The sequence below is a fragment of the Vibrio sp. R10-SG3-ISO3 genome (assembly GCF_059834225.1).
Window position 1 is genome coordinate 1 of sequence record NZ_JCBDHE010000029.1, and the last position, 2,473, is coordinate 2,473.

The 2,473-nt window shown below is 47.0% G+C and carries 2 protein-coding genes and 1 rRNA gene; 1 reads left to right on the top strand and 2 read right to left on the bottom strand.

What is annotated here, in order from left to right; translation table 11 throughout:
• A 16S ribosomal RNA gene (locus tag AC6R1A_RS06835) occupies positions 1-726 on the bottom strand; the annotation flags it as partial.
• Positions 727-1,311: 585 nt separating this feature from the next.
• On the opposite strand from AC6R1A_RS06835, the gene AC6R1A_RS06840 reads away from it, so the two are divergent.
• Complete coding sequence (locus tag AC6R1A_RS06840) at positions 1,312-1,776, top strand: RNA recognition motif domain-containing protein (protein WP_334555558.1); 465 nt, start codon at positions 1,312-1,314, stop codon at positions 1,774-1,776.
• On the opposite strand, the gene murI is transcribed toward AC6R1A_RS06840, so the two are convergent.
• Positions 1,733-2,473 (bottom strand): glutamate racemase (gene murI / locus AC6R1A_RS06845; protein WP_500646165.1); only part of this gene is annotated, 741 nt, incomplete at its 5' end. The two genes, AC6R1A_RS06840 and murI, sit on opposite strands and share 44 nt — an antisense overlap.

The window sequence follows — 2,473 nt, forward strand, 5'->3', positions numbered from 1 at the left end:
TTCCTTCAGATCTCTACGCATTTCACCGCTACACCTGAAATTCTACCCCCCTCTACAGTACTCTAGTCTGCCAGTTTCAAATGCAATTCCGAGGTTGAGCCCCGGGCTTTCACATCTGACTTAACAAACCACCTGCATGCGCTTTACGCCCAGTAATTCCGATTAACGCTCGCACCCTCCGTATTACCGCGGCTGCTGGCACGGAGTTAGCCGGTGCTTCTTCTGCAGCTAACGTCAAACAAGCACGCTATTAACGTACCTGCCTTCCTCACTGCTGAAAGTACTTTACAACCCGAAGGCCTTCTTCATACACGCGGCATGGCTGCATCAGGCTTGCGCCCATTGTGCAATATTCCCCACTGCTGCCTCCCGTAGGAGTCTGGACCGTGTCTCAGTTCCAGTGTGGCTGATCATCCTCTCAGACCAGCTAGGGATCGTCGCCTTGGTGAGCCCTTACCTCACCAACTAGCTAATCCCACCTGGGCATATCCTGACGCGAGAGGCCCGAAGGTCCCCCTCTTTGAGCCGAAGCTATTATGCGGTATTAGCCATCGTTTCCAATGGTTATCCCCCACATCAGGGCAATTTCCCAGGCATTACTCACCCGTCCGCCGCTCGACGCCGTTAACGTTCCCCGAAGGTTCAGTTAACTCGTTTCCGCTCGACTTGCATGTGTTAGGCCTGCCGCCAGCGTTCAATCTGAGCCATGATCAAACTCTTCAATTTAAGATTTTGTTCGGCTCAATGAATACTGATAAGTTCCTAGTGACTAGAAGCTAGTTCCTAGGAAACTTGAATTGACTGTGCTCGAATGCCCATCCTTTAAAAAGGAAAGCCATTCAAATGGTCACTCAGTTCATTGAAACCTAATTTGATACCAAGGTATCTAATTGGATTATCATCAACGAGTGCCCACACAGATTGATAGGTTTATATTGTTAAAGAGCGTCTAGTGCGATGTCGCTTTTGCGTCTCGCTGCTAGGGGTGCGTATCTTACGCTTCCCGTTTTCAGAGTCAAGCTTTTTTATTCGCTGAATTTTTCTGAATCCGATTTGGTTTGTGACTTTCGTCTCACTCCGTGTCGGTGAGGCGGCATTATAGGGAGGTCTGAAAGGAAGACAAGCACTATTTTCAATTTATTTTCTGTTTGCTCAAATTTAAATCAAACCGATGAAAATAGAATAAAATTTCAACATTTGAGACACGTCACATCAATAGGTTGGAAAAACAACAACCTTATACGTAATATGCCTGTATCTATTTTGTTAATAATAGATTTTCTTATTCTCAACCAAAAGTTGTATTCCAATATGAGTTCAAATAAATCAACCATTCTGATGGTAGCCTTGGCGGTATTGGGTGGCATGCTCTTTCTCTTTATTGAATCACAAGGAAAAGAGCTATCTTCTGCGTTGACTTTTGTTATCGGTGTTTTTGCTTGCGCTTTTGTTTTTAAATTTTCGAATACCGATTCAGAGCCAGAACCAGTCAGCGATCCATCCACCAAGACCTTATATGTTGGTAACCTTCCATACAAAGCAAACGAATCTCACGTCAAAGAGTTGTTTGCTCAACATGGTGAGGTATTTGCCGTTCGATTAATGAAGGATAAAAGGACAGGAAAGCGTCGTGGCTTCGGTTTTGTGGTAATGGCCACCAACGACGCGCAAACCGCAATCGATGCGCTGAATGATAAAGACTATCTTCAGCGTACCTTAAAGGTGAGGATTGCTAACGATCCAAAATCTCAATCGGAGAACTCTGAACAGGAGTAAACCCTAAGTTCTGCAGTTTTCTGTTCAGCGCTTCTTCCTGCCAAGGGGGAGCGCTGGAGTAAATCTCCCGCTTGCCCTTCTCACTCGCTGCTAATTCATGACCCAGCAGCTGTTTTACGCGTCTCGCAATAGCTTGACCGGAGTCCACTAGGATTACGCCATCACCGAGCACCTGTTGGATCTCATCTTTGATGAGCGGAAAGTGGGTACAGCCTAGTACGGCAACATCAATGTGACCTTTGATCGGCAGCAGCACTTCCTCTAACTCTTCCAGTACTACTGCTTGCCCACGTAGCTTCTCTTCAGCCATATCCACCAGCCTTGTCGAGCCTAGCATTTCGACGGGTTTACTCTGGGAGAAGTTGCGAATGAGGTCATGGGTATATTCTCGCGTCACCGTCGCTGGCGTCGCAATCAACCCGACGGCTTTATTGGCCATGTTTGACGCCGGCTTAATCGCCGGCACAACACCAACAATGGGAATAGCATGCAGGGCACGAAGTGTGGGGAGCACAATGGTGCTCGCCGTATTACATGCAATCACCACTAGATCGATGTGAAACCGACCGACGCATTGAGACACGATTTGCTTTACGCGATCGATCAACACCCTGTGTTCTAGCTCACCGTAAGGGTACGCTTCGTTATCAAAAACGTAGTAGTAGTTGAGTTGGGGTAGGATCGCCTCGATTTCTTG

Coding starts and splice junctions, on each gene's coding strand:
- AC6R1A_RS06840 (WP_334555558.1), top strand. CDS start 1,312: ATGAGTTCAAATAAATCAACCATTCTGATGGTAGCCTTGGCGGTATTG.